Below are 20,047 nucleotides of genomic sequence, written 5' to 3' on the forward strand. Positions count from 1 at the left end.
ATGCCTCGTAAGGGCCCCGCCCCGAAGCGCCCGGTCATCATCGACCCGGTCTACGGTTCTCCTCTGGTGACCTCCCTCATCAACAAGGTGCTGCTGAACGGCAAGCGCTCCACCGCCGAGCGCATCGTCTACGGCGCCATGGAGGGTCTGCGTGAGAAGACGGGCAACGACCCGATCATCACGCTGAAGCGCGCGCTGGAGAACATCAAGCCGACCCTCGAGGTCAAGTCCCGCCGCGTCGGCGGTGCGACGTACCAGGTGCCGATCGAGGTCAAGCCCGGTCGCGCCAACACGCTCGCGCTGCGCTGGCTCGTCGGTTACTCGCGCGCCCGTCGCGAGAAGACGATGACCGAGCGTCTGCTCAACGAGCTTCTCGACGCTTCGAACGGCCTCGGTGCGGCCGTCAAGAAGCGCGAGGACACGCACAAGATGGCCGAGTCCAACAAGGCCTTCGCGCACTACCGCTGGTAGTCGCTACCCACATCGAGACCGAGAGAAGACTGAAGCCTTATGGCTACCACTTCACTTGACCTGGCCAAGGTCCGCAACATCGGGATCATGGCCCACATCGACGCGGGCAAGACGACCACCACCGAGCGGATCCTGTTCTACACCGGTGTGTCGTACAAGATCGGTGAGGTCCACGACGGCGCCGCCACGATGGACTGGATGGAGCAGGAGCAGGAGCGTGGCATCACGATCACGTCTGCTGCCACCACCTGCCACTGGCCCCTCGAGGGCAGTGACTACACCATCAACATCATCGACACCCCGGGTCACGTCGACTTCACCGTCGAGGTGGAGCGTTCGCTCCGCGTGCTCGACGGCGCCGTGACGGTGTTCGACGGTGTCGCCGGTGTGGAGCCGCAGTCCGAGACGGTGTGGCGTCAGGCCGACCGTTACGGCGTGCCGCGCATCTGCTTCGTCAACAAGCTGGACCGTACCGGCGCCGAGTTCCACCGCTGCGTGGACATGATCTCGGACCGCCTGGGCGCCCAGCCGCTCGTCATGCAGCTCCCGATCGGTGCCGAGGCCGACTTCAAGGGCGTCGTGGACCTGGTCCGCATGAAGGCGCTCGTGTGGTCCGCCGAGGCGGCCAAGGGCGAGATGTACGACGTCGTCGACATCCCGGACACCCACACCGAGGCTGCCGAGGAGTGGCGCGGCAAGCTCGTCGAGGCCGTCGCGGAGAACGACGAAGAGATCATGGAGCTGTACCTGGAGGGCCAGGAGCCCACCGAGGAGCAGCTGTACGCCGCGATCCGTCGTATCACCATCGCGTCCGGCAAGTCCGACGGCACCACCGTCACCCCGGTGTTCTGCGGTACCGCGTTCAAGAACAAGGGCGTCCAGCCCCTGCTCGACGCGGTCGTGCGCTACCTGCCGACCCCGCTCGACGTCGAGGCCATCGAGGGCCACGACGTCAAGGACCCCGAGGTCGTCGTCAAGCGCAAGCCGTCCGAGGACGAGCCGCTGTCCGCGCTCGCGTTCAAGATCATGAGCGACCCGCACCTGGGCAAGCTCACCTTCGTCCGGGTCTACTCGGGCCGCCTGGAGTCCGGCACCTCGGTGCTGAACTCCGTCAAGGGCAAGAAGGAGCGCATCGGCAAGATCTACCGCATGCACGCGAACAAGCGTGAGGAGATCGACTCGGTGGGCGCCGGTGACATCGTCGCCGTCATGGGCCTGAAGCAGACCACCACCGGTGAGACGCTGTCCGACGACAAGAACCCGGTCATCCTGGAGTCCATGGACTTCCCGGCGCCGGTGATCCAGGTCGCCATCGAGCCCAAGTCCAAGGGTGACCAGGAGAAGCTGGGTGTCGCCATCCAGCGTCTCGCGGAGGAGGACCCCTCCTTCCAGGTTCACTCGGACGAGGAGACCGGCCAGACCATCATCGGTGGTATGGGCGAGCTGCACCTCGAGGTGCTGGTCGACCGTATGCGCCGTGAGTTCAAGGTCGAGGCCAACGTCGGCAAGCCGCAGGTCGCGTACCGCGAGACGATCCGCAAGGCCGTCGAGCGTCACGACTACACCCACAAGAAGCAGACCGGTGGTACCGGTCAGTTCGCGAAGGTGCAGATCGCGATCGAGCCCATCGAGGGCGGCGACGCGTCGTACGAGTTCGTGAACAAGGTCACCGGTGGCCGTATCCCGAAGGAGTACATCCCTTCGGTGGACGCCGGTGCGCAGGAGGCCATGCAGTTCGGCATCCTGGCCGGTTACGAGATGACGGGCGTCCGCGTCATTCTTCTCGACGGTGGCTACCACGAGGTCGACTCCTCCGAGCTCGCCTTCAAGATCGCCGGTTCGCAGGCCTTCAAGGAGGCCGCGCGCAAGGCTTCCCCCGTGCTCCTCGAGCCGATGATGGCCGTCGAGGTCACCACGCCCGAGGACTACATGGGCGAGGTCATCGGCGACATCAACTCCCGCCGTGGCCAGATCCAGGCCATGGAGGAGCGGGCCGGTGCCCGCGTCGTGAAGGGCCTCGTGCCCCTCTCGGAGATGTTCGGCTACGTCGGAGACCTCCGCAGCAAGACCTCGGGTCGCGCAAGCTACTCGATGCAGTTCGACTCCTACGCCGAGGTTCCGCGGAACGTCGCCGAGGAGATCATCGCGAAGGCCAAGGGCGAGTAACGCACCCCGTTTACACGCTTTAGGCTTGACACCGACCGCCGGGGTCGGACCACTCGGAAACACCCCGGCGGGCGGCATCCCAGCAAAGATCACCTGGCGCCGATGAGTAAGGCGTACCAGAACCACTCCACAGGAGGACCCAGTGGCGAAGGCGAAGTTCGAGCGGACTAAGCCGCACGTCAACATCGGCACCATCGGTCACATCGACCACGGTAAGACGACCCTCACGGCCGCCATTACCAAGGTGCTGCACGACGCGTACCCGGACCTCAACGAGGCCACCGCGTTCGACAACATCGACAAGGCGCCCGAAGAGCGTCAGCGCGGTATCACCATCTCCATCGCGCACGTCGAGTACCAGACCGATGCGCGTCACTACGCCCACGTCGACTGCCCGGGTCACGCGGACTACATCAAGAACATGATCACCGGTGCCGCGCAGATGGACGGCGCGATCCTCGTGGTCGCCGCCACCGACGGCCCGATGCCGCAGACCAAGGAGCACGTGCTCCTGGCCCGCCAGGTCGGCGTTCCGTACATCGTCGTCGCCCTGAACAAGGCCGACATGGTGGACGACGAGGAGATCCTGGAGCTCGTCGAGCTCGAGGTCCGTGAGCTCCTCTCCGAGTACGAGTTCCCGGGCGACGACGTTCCGGTCGTCAAGGTCTCCGCGCTCAAGGCCCTCGAGGGTGACCCCGAGTGGACCCAGTCGGTTCTCGAGCTGATGAAGGCCGTCGACGAGGCCATCCCGCAGCCCGAGCGTGACGTCGACAAGCCGTTCCTGATGCCGATCGAGGACGTCTTCACGATCACCGGTCGTGGCACCGTCGTCACCGGTCGTATCGAGCGTGGTGTCCTCAAGGTCAACGAGACCGTCGACATCATCGGCATCAAGCCGGAGAAGACCACCACCACGGTCACCGGCATCGAGATGTTCCGCAAGCTGCTCGACGAGGGCCAGGCCGGTGAGAACGTCGGTCTGCTGCTCCGCGGCATCAAGCGCGAGGACGTCGAGCGCGGCCAGGTCATCATCAAGCCCGGTTCGGTCACCCCGCACACCGAGTTCGAGGCCCAGGCCTACATCCTGTCCAAGGACGAGGGTGGCCGCCACACGCCGTTCTTCAACAACTACCGTCCGCAGTTCTACTTCCGTACGACGGACGTGACCGGCGTGGTGACCCTCCCCGAGGGCACCGAGATGGTCATGCCGGGTGACAACACCGAGATGAAGGTGGAGCTCATCCAGCCCGTCGCCATGGAAGAGGGCCTGAAGTTCGCCATCCGTGAGGGTGGCCGCACGGTGGGCGCCGGCCAGGTCACCAAGATCACGAAGTAAGTTCCCTTGCTTCGAGGTCACTGACTGACCTTCGAGAGGCCCGTACGACTCCGGTCGTACGGGCCTCTTCGCGTTGTCCGGGGTTTTGGGCGGCGCGGGCGGTACTGGTGTCGGCGGAGGCGGGCTGCCGGCCTCCTCGCCCGCTCAGCAGCGTTCGGTGGCGCGGGCGTTGCAGGACGCTCTGGAGCCGGACACCCGGGCGGCCGGGGCGTACGCGGGCGACGAGACCTCCGCCGCCGTGAAGGCGTTCGGCGCCCGGGACGGCGACGGCTGGCTGACCTCGGCGGCCCTGCGCAGGGCGCACACCGCCTGGGGCGGGCAGATGCGGAACCTGCTGGACCGGCTGGGCGCGGAGGCGGCGGCGATCGCCTCCCTGCTGCGGGATGCGCACGCGCAGTTCACGGAGTTGCGGGGGCGGTTGGGCGCTGTGCGTCGGGAGGCGCTGGCGGCGGGGCTGCGGGTCTCCGAGCGTGGGGTGTCGGCGGACGGTGCCGACGACTCGGCCGTACGGTCCTGGCAGGAGCGCATCGACCATGCCGTACGGGCGGTGTCGGATGCGGACGAGGGGGTGCGGCTCGGGCTGACCTCGGCGGTGGACGGTGGCGGTGCGGGCCGGGGCTTCAACGGGTCCGCTCTGGGAGACGTCGAGCGGTACGAGGCGCTGGCGGCGGAGAGGCCGCTGGAGCGGCTGAGCCGGGGCGGACGGCGAACTCGCCGAACTGCGGCGGGCGTTGCGCGACAACAAGGGGGAGTACGCGGGCGCCCGCTCCGGCTGGTTCGCGATCGACCCCGTGGACGGCGCGCTGCCCCTGATGAGCCGCGACCCCTCCGCTACCTGGTGAAAGAACGGGACGGGTCGGTCACCCTCCGGGATGTGGAACCCCAGTTGATGCAGCTCGGCGGAGTTCATTCGGTAGCCGGGTGTGAGGGAGAGTTCGTGCCGGTCGTCCGTTCAGCGCGTCCTCCCCGCGTGCTGGTGTTTGACCTGTGTCACTCTCGGGGTAATCTCTTCCGCTCGATTGGCCAGCGGCAGGGACCGTGTGGCAAACTGTCCTAGTTGCTCGGTCGAGTGTTGATGCTGCGCGCCTCCCGCCGGGAGGACCGGAAGCGAGTCCCACAGTACTCGTCAACCCCTCGTGGGTTGGACGTACGGGAATCTTCCGGGAAGCGTGGGTGCGGCACCGGCCAGGCACTCGGTGGGCCTTCCGCCCCCGGTCTGCGGTTCCGGACGGGCCGTGTGCATTCCCCCGATGGGATGTTCCGTATAGGGATATTTCTGTCAGCGGGAGCGCGACACGCCCGACCGCGTGGGTCGGAGAGAAGGCAATCGGAAACCACCGGGTTCCAGAGCGTTGAGAGACAGGACTACTGAGTAGCCATGGCGGGACAGAAGATCCGCATCCGGCTCAAGGCCTACGACCACGAGGTCATCGACTCTTCGGCGAAGAAGATCGTCGAGACGGTGACCCGCACTGGTGCGTCGGTCGCGGGCCCGGTGCCGCTGCCCACTGAGAAGAACGTGTACTGCGTCATCAAGTCGCCGCACAAGTACAAGGACTCGCGCGAGCACTTCGAGATGCGCACGCACAAGCGCCTGATCGACATCCTCGACCCGACGCCCAAGACCGTTGACTCCCTGATGCGACTCGACCTCCCGGCCGGTGTCGACATCGAGATCAAGCTCTGAGGGTCGGTGATCTGAGAATGGCTAAGCAGATCAAGGGCATCCTGGGCGAGAAGCTCGGCATGACGCAGGTGTGGGACGAGAACAACCGTGTTGTTCCGGTCACCGTCGTCAAGGCCGGTCCGAACGTCGTGACCCAGGTCCGCACCAACGACGTCGACGGCTACGAGTCGGTCCAGATCGCCTTCGGCGAGATCGACCCGCGCAAGGTGAACAAGCCCCTCAAGGGCCACTTCGCCAAGGCCGACGTAACTCCGCGCCGCCACCTGGTGGAGCTCCGTACCTCCGACGCCAGCGAGTACACGCTGGGTCAGGAGATCACTGCCGAGGTTTTCGAGTCGGGCGTCAAGGTCGACGTCACCGCGAAGAGCAAGGGCAAGGGCTTCGCCGGTGTCATGAAGCGCCACAACTTCAAGGGTGGCAAGGCGTCCCACGGTGCCCACCGTGTGCACCGCATGCCCGGTTCCATCGGTGGCTGTGCCACCCCCGGCCGTGTCTTCAAGGGCATGCGCATGGCGGGTCGCATGGGCAACGAGCGGGTCACCACCCAGAACCTGACCGTTCACGCCGTTGACGCGGAGAAGGGCCTGCTCCTCATCAAGGGCGCGGTTCCTGGTCCGAACGGCGGCCTCGTCCTGGTCCGCACCGCGGCCAAGGGGGCCTGAGGACTATGAGCACCATTGACATCCTGTCGCCCTCCGGCGACAACGCCGGGACCGTCGAGCTCCCGGCCGAGATCTTCGACGTCGAGAAGATCAGCATCCCGCTGCTTCACCAGGTCGTCGTCGCGCAGCTGGCCGCGGCCCGTCAGGGCACGCACAAGGTCAAGAGCCGTGGCGAGGTCCGTGGTGGCGGTAGGAAGCCTTACCGTCAGAAGGGCACCGGCCGCGCGCGCCAGGGTTCGACCCGTGCGCCGCAGTTCGCCGGCGGTGGCGTCGTCCACGGCCCCACGCCGCGTGACTACTCGCAGCGGACCCCGAAGAAGATGAAGGCCGCGGCCCTGCGCCACGCCCTCACCGACCGGGCCCGCAACGCTCGCATCCACGTCGTCACCGGCGTGGTCGAGGGTGCGACTCCCTCCACCAAGGCCGCGAAGAGCTTCCTCGGCAAGATCAGCGAGCGCAAGAACGTGCTCCTGGTCATCGAGCGCTCCGACGAGGCCGCGCTGCTTTCCGCGCGCAACCTGCCCCAGGTCCACATCCTGGAGCCGGGCCAGCTGAACACGTACGACGTTCTCGTCTCGGACGACGTGGTCTTCACCCAGGCCGCGTTCGAGTCCTTCGTGTCTGGCCCCAAGGCCGCTGACACCGAAGGGAGCGAAGCCTGATGGCTACGCGTCACCCGAGCATCGCCTCGAAGGCCGCCAAGGCCGCCAAGGCCGCGCGCGTCGCCAAGGCGAAGCGCCACGCCACCGAGGGCAAGAACACCGTCGAGACCCCGCTGAGCAAGTCGTACACGGACCCCCGTGACGTCCTGCTGAAGCCGGTCGTCTCGGAGAAGAGCTACTCGCTCATCGACGAGAACAAGTACACGTTCATCGTCGACCCGAACGCCAACAAGACCCAGATCAAGCAGGCCGTCCAGGCGGTCTTCGACGTCCAGGTCACCGGGGTCAACACGATCAACCGCCAGGGCAAGCGCAAGCGCACGAAGACCGGCTTCGGTCAGCGTGCCGCCACCAAGCGCGCGATCGTGACCCTCGCCGAGGGCGACCGTATCGACATCTTCGGCGGTCCGACCGCCTAAGGGCGGTCCGGATCGTCCGATATCGGACGAGGACTGAGAAATGGGAATCCGCAAGTACAAGCCGACTACGCCGGGCCGTCGTGGTGCCAGCGTCGCCGACTTCGTCGAGGTCACGCGGTCCACGCCGGAGAAGTCGCTGGTCCGCCCGCTGCACAGCAAGGGCGGCCGTAACAACGCCGGTCGTGTGACCGTTCGCCACCAGGGTGGCGGACACAAGCGCGCCTACCGAGTGATCGACTTCCGTCGTCACGACAAGGACGGCGTGCCGGCGAAGGTCGCGCACATCGAGTACGACCCCAACCGCACCGCGCGCATCGCGCTGCTGCACTACGCCGACGGCGAGAAGCGCTACATCCTCGCCCCGCGCAACCTGCAGCAGGGTGACCGCGTCGAGAACGGTCCCGGGGCCGACATCAAGCCGGGCAACAACCTGGCCCTCCGCAACATCCCGGTCGGTACCACGATCCACGCGATCGAGCTCCGTCCCGGTGGCGGTGCCAAGTTCGCCCGTTCCGCCGGTGCCTCCGTGCAGCTGCTCGCCAAGGAGGGCGCCTACGCCCACCTGCGTATGCCGTCCGGTGAGATCCGCCTGGTCGACGTGCGCTGCCGCGCCACCGTCGGCGAGGTCGGCAACGCCGAGCAGAGCAACATCAACTGGGGTAAGGCCGGCCGTAAGCGGTGGCTGGGCGTTCGCCCGACCGTCCGTGGTGTGGTCATGAACCCGGTTGACCACCCGCACGGTGGTGGTGAGGGCCGGACCTCCGGTGGTCGCCACCCTGTGTCCCCGTGGGGCAAGAAGGAAGGCCGTACTCGTTCGCCCAAGAAGGCGTCGAACAAGTACATCGTCCGCCGCCGCAAGACGAACAAGAAGCGCTAAGGACGGGTTGAGATGCCTCGTAGCCTGAAGAAGGGGCCCTTCGTCGACGACCACCTGATCAAGAAGGTGGACGCCCAGAACGAAGCCGGCACCAAGAACGTCATCAAGACCTGGTCCCGCCGCTCGATGATCATCCCGGCGATGCTCGGACACACCCTCGCGGTGCACAACGGCAAGACCCACATCCCGGTGTTCGTCACCGAGTCGATGGTCGGCCACAAGCTCGGCGAGTTCTCGCCGACCCGCACCTTCCGGGGCCACGTCAAGGACGACCGGAAGTCGAAGCGCCGCTAGTAGCGGATCGCATTCAGACACGTAAGTAACTGAGAGGGACAACCATGGAAGCCAGGGCCCAGGCGCGGTACATCCGCGTTACGCCCATGAAGGCCCGCCGCGTGGTGGACCTTATCCGTGGCATGGATGCCACGGAGGCTCAGGCTGTTCTGCGATTCGCTCCGCAGGCAGCCTCCGTGCCGGTCGGCAAGGTGCTCGACAGCGCCATCGCCAACGCCGCGCACAACTACGACCACACCGACGCCGACAGCCTCTACATCTCCGAGGCGTACGTCGACGAGGGCCCGACCCTGAAGCGGTTCCGGCCGCGTGCCCAGGGCCGTGCCTACCGGATCCGCAAGCGGACCAGCCACATCACCGTGGTCGTCAGCAGCAAGGAAGGAACCCGGTAATGGGCCAGAAGGTTAACCCGCATGGGTTCCGGCTCGGTGTCACGACCGACTTCAAGTCGCGTTGGTACGCCGACAAGCTGTACAAGGACTACGTCAAGGAAGACGTCGCCATCCGTCGGATGATGACGTCCGGCATGGAGCGCGCCGGCATCTCGAAGGTCGAGATCGAGCGCACCCGTGACCGCGTGCGGGTGGACATCCACACCGCTCGTCCGGGCATCGTCATCGGCCGCCGTGGCGCCGAGGCCGACCGCATCCGCGGTGACCTCGAGAAGCTCACGGGCAAGCAGGTCCAGCTGAACATCCTCGAGGTCAAGAACCCCGAGACCGACGCTCAGCTGGTTGCCCAGGCCGTCGCCGAGCAGCTCTCCTCCCGCGTCTCCTTCCGTCGGGCCATGCGTAAGAGCATGCAGTCCGCCATGAAGGCCGGCGCCAAGGGCATCAAGATCCAGTGCGGTGGCCGCCTCGGTGGCGCCGAGATGTCCCGCTCGGAGTTCTACCGCGAGGGCCGCGTGCCCCTGCACACGCTCCGCGCGAACGTGGACTACGGCTTCTTCGAGGCCAAGACGACCTTCGGCCGCATCGGCGTGAAGGTCTGGATCTACAAGGGCGACGTCAAGAACATCGCCGAGGTCCGCGCCGAGAACGCTGCGGCCCGTGCGGGTAACCGCCCGGCCCGTGGTGGTGCCGACCGCCCGGCCCGTGGTGGCCGCGGTGGCGAGCGGCGCGGTCGTAAGCCGCAGCAGGCTGCCGGTGCCGAGGCCCCCAAGGCCGAGGCTCCCGCCGCCGCCGCTCCGGCTGAGAGCACCGGAACGGAGGCCTGACCGACATGCTGATCCCCCGTAGGGTCAAGCACCGCAAGCAGCACCACCCGAAGCGCCGTGGTCAGGCCAAGGGCGGTACGACGGTCGCGTTCGGCGAGTACGGCATTCAGGCCCTCACGCCGGCGTACGTGACCAACCGCCAGATCGAGGCGGCCCGTATCGCGATGACCCGCCACATCAAGCGTGGCGGCAAGGTCTGGATCAACATCTACCCGGACCGTCCGCTGACGAAGAAGCCTGCCGAGACCCGCATGGGTTCCGGTAAGGGTTCTCCGGAGTGGTGGATCGCGAACGTGCACCCGGGCCGGGTCATGTTCGAGCTGTCCTACCCCAACGAGAAGATTGCGCGTGAGGCCCTCACTCGTGCGGCTCACAAGCTGCCGATGAAGTGCCGGATCGTCAAGCGCGAGGCAGGTGAAGCGTGATGTCGGCCGGTACCAAGGCGTCCGAGCTGCGCGAGCTGGGCAACGAGGAGCTTCTTGCGAAGCTCCGCGAGGCCAAGGAAGAGCTGTTCAACCTCCGTTTCCAGGCGGCGACTGGTCAGCTCGAGAACCACGGCCGTCTGAAGGCGGTCCGCAAGGACATCGCGCGGATCTACACCCTGATGCGCGAGCGTGAGCTGGGCATCGAAACGGTGGAGAACGCCTGATGAGCGAGAAGAACGTGACTGAGAACGCAGAGGCCCGCGGCTTCCGCAAGACCCGCGAGGGTCTCGTCGTCAGCGACAAGATGGACAAGACCGTCGTCGTCGCCGTCGAGGACCGCGTGAAGCACGCGCTGTACGGCAAGGTCATCCGCCGTACGAACAAGCTCAAGGCGCACGACGAGCAGAACGCCGCGGGTGTCGGCGACCGTGTCCTCCTCATGGAGACCCGGCCGCTGTCCGCGACGAAGCGCTGGCGCGTCGTCGAGATCCTCGAGAAGGCCAAGTAATTCCCGCAAGGGAGTTGCTGAAGCAAGGTATTCCTGCGGGGTAAATCCGCAGGTCGTTCCGCCAGGCTCGGCCGGGGTCCGTCACCGGACCCCGGCCGGGAACCGGCAGACAAACAGGAGATAGACGTGATCCAGCAGGAGTCGCGACTGCGTGTCGCCGACAACACTGGTGCGAAGGAAATCCTTTGCATCCGTGTGCTCGGTGGCTCCGGTCGCCGCTACGCGGGCATCGGTGACGTCATCGTCGCCACCGTCAAGGACGCGATCCCCGGCGGCAACGTGAAGAAGGGTGACGTCGTCAAGGCGGTCATCGTTCGCACCGTCAAGGAGCGCCGCCGTCCGGACGGCTCGTACATCCGCTTCGACGAGAACGCCGCCGTCATTCTGAAGAACGACGGCGACCCTCGCGGCACCCGTATCTTCGGCCCCGTCGGCCGTGAGCTGCGCGAGAAGAAGTTCATGAAGATCATCTCGCTCGCGCCGGAGGTGCTGTAAGCATGAAGATCAAGAAGGGCGACCTGGTCCAGGTCATCACCGGTAAGGACAAGGGCAAGCAGGGCAAGGTCATTGCCGCTTACCCGCGCGACGAGCGTGTCCTGGTCGAGGGTGTCAACCGGGTCAAGAAGCACACCAAGGCCGGCCCGACCGCCAGCGGTTCCCAGGCCGGCGGCATCGTGACCACCGAGGCCCCCATCCACGTGTCCAACGTTCAGCTGGTCGTGGAGAAGGACGGCAACAAGGTCGTCACGCGCGTCGGTTACCGCTTCGACGACGAGGGCAACAAGATCCGCGTTGCCAAGCGGACGGGTGAGGACATCTGATGACTACCACCACTCCGCGTCTGAAGCAGAAGTACCGCGAGGAGATCGCGGGCAAGCTGCGTGACGAGTTCAAGTACGAGAACGTCATGCAGATCCCCGGCCTCGTCAAGATCGTGGTCAACATGGGTGTCGGCGACGCCGCCCGTGACTCGAAGCTCATGGACGGTGCCGTCCGTGACCTGACCACCATCACCGGTCAGAAGCCGGCCATCACCAAGGCCCGCAAGTCCATCGCGCAGTTCAAGCTGCGCGAGGGTCAGCCGATCGGTGCCCACGTCACGCTCCGTGGCGACCGCATGTGGGAGTTCCTGGACCGCACCCTGTCGCTCGCGCTCCCGCGCATCCGCGACTTCCGTGGTCTGTCCCCCAAGCAGTTCGACGGCCGTGGCAACTACACCTTCGGTCTCACGGAGCAGGTCATGTTCCACGAGATCGACCAGGACAAGATCGACCGCGTCCGGGGTATGGACATCACCGTGGTCACCACGGCGACCAACGACGCTGAGGGCCGCGCGCTCCTTCGTCACCTCGGCTTCCCGTTCAAGGAGGCGTGAGCGAGATGGCGAAGAAGGCTCTTATCGCTAAGGCTGCTCGCAAGCCCAAGTTCGGGGTGCGTGGCTACACGCGCTGCCAGCGCTGCGGCCGTCCGCACTCCGTGTACCGCAAGTTCGGCCTGTGCCGCGTGTGCCTTCGTGAGATGGCTCACCGTGGCGAGCTGCCGGGCGTGACCAAGAGCTCCTGGTAATCCCCTTAAACAGGGATTCCTGAAGCTCTCGGTAAGCAACTGGGTCGACAGAGGCCCTTCCCCACATGCCGTAGGCTTGCGGGGTTGGGCGTCTGTCGCGCCCGTACGACTTACTACGCCGTAGGTCCACCGCACCGCACCCGCCTCGTCTCGGATCGAGGAGAGGGATGGCGCACCAGGAAACCCCGGCGAGAGAGGCCGAAGGCCAATTCATGACCATGACTGATCCGATCGCAGACATGCTTACGCGTCTGCGTAACGCGAACTCGGCATACCACGACTCCGTGACGATGCCGGCGTCGAAGATCAAGTCTCACATCGCGGAGATCCTCCAGCAGGAGGGCTTCATCACGGGCTGGAAGACCGAGGACGCCGAGGTCGGCAAGAACCTCGTCCTTGAGCTGAAGTTCGGCCCGAACCGTGAGCGCTCCATCGCGGGCATCAAGCGGATCTCGAAGCCCGGTCTCCGGGTCTACGCGAAGTCCACCAACCTGCCCAAGGTGCTGGGTGGCCTCGGCGTGGCGATCATCTCCACGTCCCACGGGCTCCTCACCGACAAGCAGGCCGGCAAGAAGGGCGTAGGCGGAGAAGTTCTCGCCTACGTCTGGTAACGGAAGGGAACGGAGGAAACAGCTATGTCGCGTATTGGCAAGCTCCCCATCACGGTTCCCGCCGGCGTGGACGTCACCATCGACGGCCGTACGGTCAAGGTCAAGGGCCCCAAGGGCGAACTGACCCACACCGTCGTGGCGCCGATCGACATCGCCAAGGGCGAGGACGGCGTTCTCAACGTCACCCGCCCCAACGACGAGCGTCAGAACAAGGCCCTGCACGGCCTGTCCCGCACGCTGGTGGCGAACATGATCACCGGCGTGACCCAGGGTTACGTGAAGAAGCTCGAGATCAGCGGTGTCGGTTACCGAGTGACCGCCAAGGGTTCGAACCTCGAGTTCGCGCTCGGCTACAGCCACCCGATCGTCGTCGAGGCCCCCGAGGGCATCACCTTCAAGGTCGAGGCCCCCACCCGGTTCTCGGTCGAGGGCATCGACAAGCAGAAGGTCGGCGAGGTTGCGGCCAACATCCGCAAGCTGCGCAAGCCCGACCCGTACAAGGCCAAGGGCGTCAAGTACGAGGGCGAAGTCATCCGCCGCAAGGTCGGAAAGGCGGGTAAGTAAGCCATGGCATACGGACAGAAGATCCTCAAGGGCGACGCCTACAAGCGCGCCGCGATCAAGCGCCGCCACATCCGGATCCGTAAGCACATCTCGGGTACGGCTGAGCGTCCGCGTCTCGTCGTGACGCGCTCGAACCGCCACATCGTGGCCCAGGTCATCGACGACATCAAGGGTCACACCCTGGCGTCGGCGTCGACCCTGGACGCTTCGATCCGCGGCGGCGAGAGCGACAAGTCGGCGCAGGCCAAGTCCGTCGGCGCCCTGGTCGCCGAGCGCGCCAAGGCCGCCGGTGTCGAGGCTGTCGTATTCGACCGTGGTGGCAACCAGTACGCCGGGCGCATCGCCGCCCTGGCGGACGCCGCCCGCGAAGCCGGACTCAAGTTCTGAGTCTCCCGTCGCGCAGCGACTTTCAGACGCTGCGTAGCTAGCGGATAAAGAGAGAGGTAATTCCAATGGCTGGACCCCAGCGCCGCGGTGGCGGTGCCGGTGGCGGCGAGCGGCGGGACCGGAAGGGCCGTGACGGCGGCGCAGCTGCCGCCGAGAAGACCGCGTACGTTGAGCGCGTTGTCGCGATCAACCGCGTCGCCAAGGTTGTGAAGGGTGGTCGTCGCTTCAGCTTCACCGCGCTGGTCGTGGTGGGCGACGGTGACGGCACCGTGGGTGTCGGTTACGGCAAGGCCAAGGAGGTGCCGGCCGCCATCGCCAAGGGTGTTGAGGAGGCCAAGAAGCACTTCTTCAAGGTCCCCCGTATCCAGGGCACCATCCCGCACCCCATCCAGGGTGAGAAGGCTGCCGGCGTCGTCCTGCTCAAGCCCGCGTCCCCCGGTACCGGTGTTATCGCCGGTGGCCCGGTGCGTGCCGTGCTCGAGTGCGCCGGTATCCACGACATCCTGTCGAAGTCCCTGGGCTCCGACAACGCGATCAACATCGTGCACGCCACCGTGGCGGCCCTCAAGGGCCTGCAGCGTCCCGAGGAGGTCGCGGCCCGCCGCGGTCTGCCGCTCGAGGACGTCGCCCCCGCGGCTCTGCTGCGTGCGCGTGCCGGGGCTGGTGCGTAATGGCACAGCTCAAGATCACGCAGGTCAAGTCCTACATCGGCAGCAAGCAGAACCACCGTGACACGCTGCGTTCCCTTGGTCTCAAGGGGATCAACACGCAGGTCGTCAAGGAGGACCGCCCCGAGTTCCGCGGCATGGTGCACACCGTCCGCCACCTCGTGACGGTCGAGGAGGTCGACTGATCATGGCGGAGCAGAACCCGCTCAAGATCCACAACCTCCGTCCCGCCCCGGGCGCCAAGACCGCCAAGACCCGTGTGGGTCGTGGTGAGGCGTCGAAGGGTAAGACGGCCGGTCGTGGTACCAAGGGCACGAAGGCCCGTTACCAGGTTCCGGAGCGCTTCGAGGGTGGCCAGATGCCCCTCCACATGCGTCTCCCGAAGCTGAAGGGCTTCAAGAACCCGTTCAAGACCGAGTACCAGGTCGTGAACCTGGACAAGCTGGCCTCCCTCTACCCGCAGGGTGGAGAGGTCACCGTCCAGGACCTCGTGGCCAAGGGTGCCGTTCGCAAGAACAGCCTCGTCAAGGTCCTCGGCCAGGGCGAGATCTCCGTGGCGCTGCAGGTGACGGTGGACGCCGTCTCCGACTCCGCCAAGGAGAAGATCACCGCCGCCGGCGGTACGGTCACCGAGCTGGTCTGAGTCCCTCGGGCCTCTCGATGACATAGACGATCCCGACCGGGGATACCTCACAATGAGGTATCCCCGGTTGGTCGTTCCTAGGGGGGCAGTGTCGCCGGTAAGGTGGCCTGCACTGTTCTTTTTCGTATTCGTCGAACCTCTAGACCGTCACCCTTGACGCAGTTGCGCGGGGGTCGCAGGAGGCACCGTGCTCACCGCGTTCGCCCGGGCGTTCAAGACGCCCGACCTGCGCAAGAAGCTGCTCTTCACGCTGGGCATCATCGTGGTCTACCGGGTCGGTACCCACATCCCGATCCCCGGCGTCAATTACAAGGCCGTTCAGACCTGTGTGACCGAGGCGTCCGGCAATCAGGGCCTCTTCGGACTGGTCAACATGTTCAGCGGTGGCGCGCTGCTGCAGATCACGATCTTCGCGCTCGGCATCATGCCGTACATCACGGCCAGCATCATTCTCCAGCTGCTGACCGTGGTGATCCCGCGTCTGGAAGCCCTCAAGAAGGAGGGCCAGTCCGGTACGGCGAAGATCACCCAGTACACGCGGTATCTGACCGTGGCCCTCGCCATCCTCCAGGGCACCGGCCTGGTCGCCACCGCCCGCACCGGCGCGCTGTTCAGCGGCTGCACCGCCGCCCCCAGCATCGTCCCGGACCAGTCGATCTTCATCACGATCACCATGGTGATCTGCATGACCGCCGGTACCTGCGTCGTCATGTGGCTCGGTGAGCTGATCACCGACCGCGGCATCGGCAACGGCATGTCGATCCTGATGTTCATCTCGATCGCCGCGACCTTCCCGTCCGCGCTGTGGGCCATCAAGAAGCAGGGCACCCTGGCCGACGGCTGGATCGAGTTCGGCACCGTCATCCTGGTCGGCCTGGTCATGGTCGGGCTCGTTGTCTTCGTGGAGCAGGCCCAGCGCCGTATCCCGGTGCAGTACGCGAAGCGCATGATCGGCCGCCGGTCCTACGGCGGCACCTCGACCTACATCCCGCTCAAGGTGAACCAGGCCGGTGTCATCCCGGTCATCTTCGCCTCGTCGCTGCTCTACATCCCGGCTCTGGTCGCGCAGTTCGCGGGCGGGGACTCGGGCTGGAAGCGCTGGGTGACGGCGAACCTGACCAAGGGCGACCACCCGGTCTACATCACGCTGTACTTCCTGCTGATCGTGTTCTTCGCGTTCTTCTACGTGGCGATCTCGTTCAACCCCGAGGAAGTCGCGGACAACATGAAGAAGTATGGTGGCTTCATCCCGGGCATCCGGGCTGGCCGACCGACCGCTGAGTACCTGAGTTACGTGCTCAACCGGATCACCTGGCCGGGTTCGCTGTATCTGGGTCTGATCGCTCTTGTGCCGACGATGGCGTTGGCGGGCTTCGGGGCAAGCCAGAACTTCCCGTTCGGCGGGACCAGCATCCTCATCATCGTGGGTGTCGGCCTGGAGACCGTGAAGCAGATCGAGAGCCAGCTCCAGCAGCGCAATTACGAAGGGTTCCTCCGCTGATGCGTATCGTCCTCGTCGGGCCGCCTGGTGCCGGTAAGGGAACGCAAGCCGTCCGCCTCGCCGAGACTCTGTCCGTCCCGCACATCTCCACGGGCGACCTGTTCCGGGCCAACATCAGCCGGCAGACGGAGCTGGGCAAACTCGCGAAGTCCTTCATGGACGCCGGGAACCTCGTACCCGACGAGGTCACCATCGCGATGGCCAAGGACCGCATGGAGCAGCCGGACGCCGAGGGCGGTTTCCTGCTCGACGGCTTCCCGCGCAACGTCTCGCAGGCCGAGGCGCTGGACGAGCTGCTGCGCGGCGAGGGCATCAAGCTGGACGCGGTGCTGGACCTGGAGGTCCCGGAGGACGAGGTCGTCAAGCGGATCGCCGGCCGGCGCATCTGCCGCAACGACTCCTCGCACGTCTTCCACGTGACCTACAGCAAGCCGAAGCAGGAGGGCGTCTGCGACGTCTGCGGCGGCGAGCTGTACCAGCGGGACGACGACTCCGAGGACACGGTCCGCAAGCGCCTGGAGGTCTACCACACGCAGACCGAGCCGATCATCGACTACTACCGGTCCCAGGGCCTCGTGGTGACGATCTCCTCGCTCGGTCCGGTGGACGAGATCACCCAGCGGGCGCTGACCGCACTCAAGAGCGAGCAGAACGAGACCGAGTAACGAGCGCTCCCTCCGGCCGCGGTGTCCCTCAGGGGCGCCGCGGCCGTAGTGTTGTGTCCCTAACCCCAGTCGATGAGTGACGGAGAGCGCAGGCCCTCATGGTGCAGATCAAGACCCCCGAGCAGATCGCCAAGATGCGTGCGGCGGGGCTGGTCGTCGCCGCGATCCACGCGGCCACCCGTGAGGCGGCGGTGCCGGGTGCGACCACCCGCGACCTGGACCAGGTCGCCCGCAAGGTGCTCGACGAGCACGGCGCCAAGTCCAACTTCCTCGGCTACGGCGGCTTCCCCGCGACGATCTGCACCTCGGCCAACGAGGTCGTCGTCCACGGCATCCCCTCCGACGACGTCGTCCTCAAGGACGGCGACATCATCTCCATCGACTGCGGCGCGATCGTCGACGGCTGGCACGGGGACGCGGCGTACACGGCCTTCGTCGGCTCCGGGCACGCGCCCGAGCTGATCGAGCTGTCCCGGGTCACCGAGGAGTCGATGTGGGCGGGCATCGCGGCGATGAAGCAGGGGAACCGGCTGGTGGACATCTCGCGTGCCATCGAGACGTACATCCGTCGGCAGCCGAAGCCGGGGGGTGGGCGGTACGGGATCATCGAGGACTACGGCGGGCATGGCATCGGGACCGAGATGCACATGGATCCGCATCTGCTGAACTATGTCGAGCGGCGGCGGGGGAAGGGGCCGAAGCTGGTGCCGGGGTTCTGCCTCGCCATCGAGCCGATGGTTTCTCTTGGTACGCCTCGTACCGAGGTGCTGTCCGATGACTGGACTGTCATCACCACGGATGGGACCTGGTCTTCGCACTGGGAGCACTCGGTGGCGCTCACGGATCAGGGGCCGCTGGTGCTCACCGCGCCTGACGGGGGTAAGGCGAAGCTGGCGGAGTACGGCATCACCGCTGCGCCGGATCCGCTCGCGTAGGGGCCGGGCGCCGTTGCCGGCTGCGGGGGTCATCGCTGTGCCCACCCGTTCCGCCCCAGCGGAACGACTGCCCACAGCGATGGCGGCGGTAGCTCTGGCCCCGCAGGCGTAGCGATGAGTTGTGCCCCGGGTGCATGATGATCTGTTGGGCAGGGCAGACTTTTGCGATTCGTGTTTTTCGGGTGCGCTGACGTAGACTGACTCGTCGGCTCTCGTGCACCCGCATGTCTTCATGCGCTCGCAGCCCGCCTCTCGGGGTGAGTGAGAGAGTCGATCAAGGTAGTCGATTCGAAGGGCGAAGCGTGGCCAAGAAGCAAGGTGCCATCGAGATCGAGGGCACTGTCGTCGAGTCTCTGCCGAACGCCATGTTCAAGGTCGAGCTCCAGAACGGCCACCAGGTCCTGGCACACATCAGCGGCAAGATGCGTATGCACTACATCCGCATCCTCCCTGACGACCGGGTCGTGGTGGAGCTGTCTCCGTACGACCTGACGCGTGGCCGGATCGTCTACCGGTACAAGTAGATCTTGCCCGCATCCCGGCAGTCGCCGGGGTGATGGCACTGACCCGGAGAACCTCACCCATGAAGGTCAAGCCGAGCGTCAAGAAGATCTGCGACAAGTGCAGGGTGATCCGCCGTCACGGCCGGGTCATGGTCATCTGCGAGAACCCGCGCCACAAGCAGCGCCAGGGCTGACGCACGACCGCACCCTCTGCACCCGCAGAGATTCGCGCGACGCAAGCTGAATTTGTTCATACGCAGAGCCCGAGCCATCCAGCTCGACACCCTCGGTTCGGAGGCCGAGGACCCGGTTCGTACCTAGTACGGCGGCCGGGAGCCGGTTCTGCGGAAGACCTCCGAAGATTCACCAGGAGCCATTGAATGGCACGCGTTTCCGGTGTTGACATCCCGCGCGAAAAGCGCGTGGAGGTCGCCCTCACCTACGTGTTCGGCATTGGCCGGACCCTGTCCCAGGAGACGCTGGCTGCGACCGGCGTCGACCCCAACACCCGCGTCCGCGACCTGAGCGAAGAGCAGCTCGTCGCGATCCGCGAGTACGTCGACAGCAACATCAAGACCGAGGGTGACCTCCGTCGCGAGATCCAGGCCGACATCCGCCGCAAGGTCGAGATCGGTTGCTACCAGGGTCTCCGTCACCGTCGCGGTCTGCCCGTCCGCGGTCAGCGCACCAGCACCAACGCTCGTACCCGCAAGGGCCCGCGTCGCGCCATCGCCGGCAAGAAGAAGCCGGGCAAGAAGTAGTCCGAAGCGGACGACTGTCCACGGTCTTCGCTGAAGGACCGACCACCTCCCGTAGGAGTAATAGATGCCCCCCAAGGGTCGTCAGGGCGCTGCCAAGAAGGTGCGCCGCAAGGAAAAGAAGAACGTCGCTCACGGCCACGCGCACATCAAGAGCACGTTCAACAACACGATCGTCTCCATCACGGACCCGTCGGGCAACGTGATCTCCTGGGCCTCCGCCGGCCACGTCGGCTTCAAGGGCTCCCGGAAGTCCACGCCGTTCGCCGCGCAGATGGCCGCCGAGTCGGCTGCCCGCCGCGCTCAGGAGCACGGCATGCGCAAGGTCGACGTGTTCGTGAAGGGCCCGGGTTCCGGTCGTGAGACCGCGATCCGCTCCCTGCAGGCCACGGGCCTCGAGGTCGGCTCCATCCAGGACGTCACCCCGACCCCGCACAACGGCTGCCGCCCGCCGAAGCGCCGCCGCGTCTGACGCACAGCGCTCCGCTGCTGGTCTAGCGGTTCCGGGCGGTACGACTCCTCA

At 66.1% G+C, this 20,047-nt stretch carries 32 protein-coding genes; 31 read left to right on the forward strand and 1 reads right to left on the reverse strand.

Annotated elements, in window-relative coordinates; all coding sequences use genetic code 11:
- From rpsG to tuf, 3 genes are all read left to right on the forward strand, one after another.
- Window positions 1-471, forward strand: coding sequence for a 30S ribosomal protein S7 (rpsG, locus tag B079_RS0100985; protein ID WP_003992340.1), 471 nt, complete (start codon window positions 1-3; stop codon window positions 469-471).
- Between the two features lie 39 nt (window positions 472-510).
- A complete protein-coding gene (gene fusA / locus B079_RS0100990) occupies window positions 511-2,637 on the forward strand; it encodes an elongation factor G (protein ID WP_018543904.1) in 2,127 nt (708 codons plus the stop codon).
- A 142-nt stretch (window positions 2,638-2,779) separates the two neighbouring features.
- Window positions 2,780-3,973, forward strand: coding sequence for an elongation factor Tu (gene tuf, locus B079_RS0100995; RefSeq protein ID WP_018543905.1), 1,194 nt, complete (start codon window positions 2,780-2,782; stop codon window positions 3,971-3,973).
- 144 nt (window positions 3,974-4,117) lie between these two features.
- Here tuf and B079_RS35100 read toward each other — a convergent pair whose 3' ends face one another.
- Window positions 4,118-4,597, reverse strand: coding sequence for a hypothetical protein (locus B079_RS35100; protein WP_158684930.1), 480 nt, complete (start codon window positions 4,595-4,597; stop codon window positions 4,118-4,120).
- A 754-nt stretch (window positions 4,598-5,351) separates the two neighbouring features.
- Here B079_RS35100 and rpsJ point away from each other — a divergent pair.
- The 28 genes from rpsJ (at window position 5,352) to rpsK (ending at window position 19,996) form a co-directional block, all read left to right on the forward strand.
- Window positions 5,352-5,660 carry a 30S ribosomal protein S10 gene (rpsJ, locus tag B079_RS0101005; RefSeq protein ID WP_003948644.1) on the forward strand — a complete coding sequence of 103 codons (309 nt, stop codon included), beginning with the start codon at window positions 5,352-5,354 and terminating at the stop codon, window positions 5,658-5,660.
- A gap of 17 nt (window positions 5,661-5,677) precedes the next feature.
- On the forward strand, window positions 5,678-6,322 hold the full coding sequence (gene rplC, locus B079_RS0101010; RefSeq protein ID WP_018543906.1) for a 50S ribosomal protein L3: 645 nt from the start codon (window positions 5,678-5,680) through the stop codon (window positions 6,320-6,322).
- A 5-nt stretch (window positions 6,323-6,327) separates the two neighbouring features.
- On the forward strand, window positions 6,328-6,984 hold the full coding sequence (rplD, locus tag B079_RS0101015; RefSeq protein ID WP_018543907.1) for a 50S ribosomal protein L4: 657 nt from the start codon (window positions 6,328-6,330) through the stop codon (window positions 6,982-6,984).
- Window positions 6,984-7,403: a 50S ribosomal protein L23 gene (gene rplW / locus B079_RS0101020; RefSeq protein ID WP_018543908.1), complete on the forward strand. Its 420-nt coding sequence runs from the start codon at window positions 6,984-6,986 to the stop codon at window positions 7,401-7,403. The genes rplD and rplW overlap by 1 nt, the downstream gene beginning before the upstream one ends.
- 40 nt (window positions 7,404-7,443) lie before the next feature.
- Window positions 7,444-8,280, forward strand: a complete 837-nt coding sequence (gene rplB / locus B079_RS0101025; protein ID WP_018543909.1) for a 50S ribosomal protein L2 — start codon at window positions 7,444-7,446, stop codon at window positions 8,278-8,280.
- Window positions 8,281-8,292: 12 nt separating this feature from the next.
- On the forward strand, window positions 8,293-8,574 hold the full coding sequence (rpsS, locus tag B079_RS0101030; protein ID WP_018543910.1) for a 30S ribosomal protein S19: 282 nt from the start codon (window positions 8,293-8,295) through the stop codon (window positions 8,572-8,574).
- A 44-nt stretch (window positions 8,575-8,618) separates the two neighbouring features.
- Entirely contained in the window at window positions 8,619-8,966 is a 348-nt protein-coding gene (gene rplV, locus B079_RS0101035; RefSeq protein WP_019329637.1) for a 50S ribosomal protein L22, read from the forward strand.
- A complete protein-coding gene (rpsC, locus tag B079_RS0101040; RefSeq protein WP_010036723.1) occupies window positions 8,966-9,790 on the forward strand; it encodes a 30S ribosomal protein S3 in 825 nt (274 codons plus the stop codon). The genes rplV and rpsC overlap by 1 nt, the downstream gene beginning before the upstream one ends.
- A gap of 5 nt (window positions 9,791-9,795) precedes the next feature.
- Window positions 9,796-10,215, forward strand: a complete 420-nt coding sequence (gene rplP, locus B079_RS0101045; RefSeq protein WP_004927269.1) for a 50S ribosomal protein L16 — start codon at window positions 9,796-9,798, stop codon at window positions 10,213-10,215.
- Window positions 10,215-10,439, forward strand: a complete 225-nt coding sequence (gene rpmC / locus B079_RS0101050; protein WP_007494763.1) for a 50S ribosomal protein L29 — start codon at window positions 10,215-10,217, stop codon at window positions 10,437-10,439. The genes rplP and rpmC overlap by 1 nt, the downstream gene beginning before the upstream one ends.
- Window positions 10,439-10,723: a 30S ribosomal protein S17 gene (rpsQ, locus tag B079_RS0101055; RefSeq protein ID WP_018543912.1), complete on the forward strand. Its 285-nt coding sequence runs from the start codon at window positions 10,439-10,441 to the stop codon at window positions 10,721-10,723. The genes rpmC and rpsQ overlap by 1 nt, the downstream gene beginning before the upstream one ends.
- Before the next feature lie 126 nt (window positions 10,724-10,849).
- Window positions 10,850-11,218, forward strand: coding sequence for a 50S ribosomal protein L14 (gene rplN, locus B079_RS0101060; protein WP_003998823.1), 369 nt, complete (start codon window positions 10,850-10,852; stop codon window positions 11,216-11,218).
- 2 nt (window positions 11,219-11,220) lie between these two features.
- Window positions 11,221-11,544, forward strand: a complete 324-nt coding sequence (gene rplX / locus B079_RS0101065; RefSeq protein ID WP_018543913.1) for a 50S ribosomal protein L24 — start codon at window positions 11,221-11,223, stop codon at window positions 11,542-11,544.
- Window positions 11,541-12,098 carry a 50S ribosomal protein L5 gene (gene rplE, locus B079_RS0101070; protein ID WP_026248231.1) on the forward strand — a complete coding sequence of 186 codons (558 nt, stop codon included), beginning with the start codon at window positions 11,541-11,543 and terminating at the stop codon, window positions 12,096-12,098. The genes rplX and rplE overlap by 4 nt, the downstream gene beginning before the upstream one ends.
- 5 nt (window positions 12,099-12,103) lie before the next feature.
- A complete protein-coding gene (locus B079_RS0101075; protein ID WP_003948630.1) occupies window positions 12,104-12,289 on the forward strand; it encodes a type Z 30S ribosomal protein S14 in 186 nt (61 codons plus the stop codon).
- 212 nt (window positions 12,290-12,501) lie between these two features.
- Entirely contained in the window at window positions 12,502-12,900 is a 399-nt protein-coding gene (gene rpsH / locus B079_RS0101080; protein WP_026248232.1) for a 30S ribosomal protein S8, read from the forward strand.
- A gap of 24 nt (window positions 12,901-12,924) precedes the next feature.
- The gene (gene rplF / locus B079_RS0101085) at window positions 12,925-13,464 is read left to right on the forward strand and encodes a 50S ribosomal protein L6 (protein WP_018543916.1); all 540 of its coding nucleotides are present in this window, start codon (window positions 12,925-12,927) and stop codon (window positions 13,462-13,464) included.
- A gap of 3 nt (window positions 13,465-13,467) precedes the next feature.
- Window positions 13,468-13,851: a 50S ribosomal protein L18 gene (gene rplR / locus B079_RS0101090; RefSeq protein ID WP_018543917.1), complete on the forward strand. Its 384-nt coding sequence runs from the start codon at window positions 13,468-13,470 to the stop codon at window positions 13,849-13,851.
- 65 nt (window positions 13,852-13,916) lie between these two features.
- Complete coding sequence (rpsE, locus tag B079_RS0101095; RefSeq protein WP_007494753.1) at window positions 13,917-14,522, forward strand: 30S ribosomal protein S5; 606 nt, start codon at window positions 13,917-13,919, stop codon at window positions 14,520-14,522.
- Window positions 14,522-14,704, forward strand: a complete 183-nt coding sequence (gene rpmD, locus B079_RS0101100; RefSeq protein WP_003974250.1) for a 50S ribosomal protein L30 — start codon at window positions 14,522-14,524, stop codon at window positions 14,702-14,704. The genes rpsE and rpmD overlap by 1 nt, the downstream gene beginning before the upstream one ends.
- A gap of 2 nt (window positions 14,705-14,706) precedes the next feature.
- A complete protein-coding gene (rplO, locus tag B079_RS0101105; protein WP_018543918.1) occupies window positions 14,707-15,162 on the forward strand; it encodes a 50S ribosomal protein L15 in 456 nt (151 codons plus the stop codon).
- Between the two features lie 187 nt (window positions 15,163-15,349).
- The gene (gene secY, locus B079_RS0101110; RefSeq protein ID WP_018543919.1) at window positions 15,350-16,663 is read left to right on the forward strand and encodes a preprotein translocase subunit SecY; all 1,314 of its coding nucleotides are present in this window, start codon (window positions 15,350-15,352) and stop codon (window positions 16,661-16,663) included.
- Window positions 16,663-17,328, forward strand: coding sequence for an adenylate kinase (locus B079_RS0101115; protein WP_018543920.1), 666 nt, complete (start codon window positions 16,663-16,665; stop codon window positions 17,326-17,328). The genes secY and B079_RS0101115 overlap by 1 nt, the downstream gene beginning before the upstream one ends.
- Before the next feature lie 98 nt (window positions 17,329-17,426).
- Window positions 17,427-18,263 (forward strand): type I methionyl aminopeptidase, encoded by an 837-nt coding sequence (gene map, locus B079_RS0101120; protein WP_018543921.1) that lies wholly within the window; start codon window positions 17,427-17,429, stop codon window positions 18,261-18,263.
- Window positions 18,264-18,565: 302 nt separating this feature from the next.
- Entirely contained in the window at window positions 18,566-18,787 is a 222-nt protein-coding gene (infA, locus tag B079_RS0101125; RefSeq protein ID WP_003948620.1) for a translation initiation factor IF-1, read from the forward strand.
- A gap of 59 nt (window positions 18,788-18,846) precedes the next feature.
- Window positions 18,847-18,960, forward strand: coding sequence for a 50S ribosomal protein L36 (gene rpmJ / locus B079_RS0101130; protein WP_003998809.1), 114 nt, complete (start codon window positions 18,847-18,849; stop codon window positions 18,958-18,960).
- Between the two features lie 186 nt (window positions 18,961-19,146).
- Window positions 19,147-19,527, forward strand: coding sequence for a 30S ribosomal protein S13 (gene rpsM, locus B079_RS0101135; protein WP_018543922.1), 381 nt, complete (start codon window positions 19,147-19,149; stop codon window positions 19,525-19,527).
- Between the two features lie 64 nt (window positions 19,528-19,591).
- A complete protein-coding gene (gene rpsK / locus B079_RS0101140) occupies window positions 19,592-19,996 on the forward strand; it encodes a 30S ribosomal protein S11 (RefSeq protein ID WP_003956432.1) in 405 nt (134 codons plus the stop codon).
- Window positions 19,997-20,047 lie beyond the last annotated feature (51 nt).

It is taken from the genome of Streptomyces sp. LaPpAH-108, from assembly GCF_000373625.1.
GTDB lineage: Bacteria > Actinomycetota > Actinomycetes > Streptomycetales > Streptomycetaceae > Streptomyces.